Annotated in this window: 1 protein-coding gene; it reads left to right on the top strand. The window is 52.2% G+C overall.

From position 1 onward, the window contains the following. Window positions 1–244 precede the first annotated feature (244 nt). Window positions 245–742: a GNAT family N-acetyltransferase gene (locus HX778_RS24890; protein ID WP_176983352.1), complete on the top strand. Its 498-nt coding sequence runs from the start codon at window positions 245–247 to the stop codon at window positions 740–742. Window positions 743–939 lie beyond the last annotated feature (197 nt).

The following is a 939-nucleotide window of genomic DNA, read 5'->3' as shown; positions in this document are numbered from 1 at the left end:
CTACGGCTTCAAATAAGAAGGGCAAAAAAAAAGCCAGCACCCGGCTGGCTAAAGTAATACTGGAAGCAATGTGAGCAATGTCGTGCTTTCAGGATGTCTCCGTAGGGGTCTCCCCTGAACGCATGGCAATAATAATCATTATCATTCGCACTTGTAAAGTGTTTTTTGAAAAAAATAGCGTTGACTTGCGGTTCAAAGTCAATGATGTTTAAAAGGTTTTCCATAACTCATTGAGGAGAAAAGGATGAAATCAGTTGTTGTGCGTCACGTCGAACCTGGCGATGCGGAAGCTTTACAGAAAATGTATGCCCATCCGGCGCTTTACCGCGACACGCTACAGCTACCTCATCCTCCTCTAAAAGCCTGGCATGATCGAATTACCGACCCCAGACCGGGAAGCCGACATTTGGTGGCGTGCATCGACGATGAGATTGTGGGGCAGCTAACGCTGTCGGTGGAGCAGTCTCCGCGCCGCAGCCACGTTGCCACCTTCGGCATGGGCGTTCATTACGACCATCAGGGAAAAGGCATCGCTTCAGCTTTGCTGAAAGAAATGATTGCCCTGTGCGATAAGTGGCTTCGCGTCGAGCGCATTGAGCTGACGGTCTATACCGATAACGCCCCGGCGCTGGCGGTGTACCGCAAGTTTGGCTTCGAAGTAGAAGGTACCGGGAAGCGCTTTGCGCTGCGCGACGGCGAGTATGTGGATGCCTATTTTATGGCACGTTTTAGGCCGGGGTGATTTTAGCCCTCACCAGGGCTGTCTCCTATACCCTATTTTCTCGGAGAATATCTTTCGCTCCGTGGCTGTTCCGTTCACCCGTAGATCAATGTTCTCTACACGCTCAGAGCACGGTGAACGTGCCAGGGAGAAAGCGCCATCTCCCTGGCAACCCTGGCGCCCGGCAAGCTCATCGCAGCTAAAGCGGTAAACCCACC

Origin of the sequence: Cedecea sp. P7760 (genome assembly GCF_013386425.1) — a bacterium.
Taxonomy (GTDB): domain Bacteria; phylum Pseudomonadota; class Gammaproteobacteria; order Enterobacterales; family Enterobacteriaceae; genus Cedecea; species Cedecea selenatireducens.
Note: the sequence above shows the minus strand (reverse complement) of the source record. Positions and strands in the feature narration are given on the sequence as shown.

Excerpts from the sequence above, each read along its gene's own strand:
- HX778_RS24890 (WP_176983352.1), top strand. The coding sequence starts at position 245 with ATGAAATCAGTTGTTGTGCGTCACGTCGAACCTGGCGATGCGGAAGCT.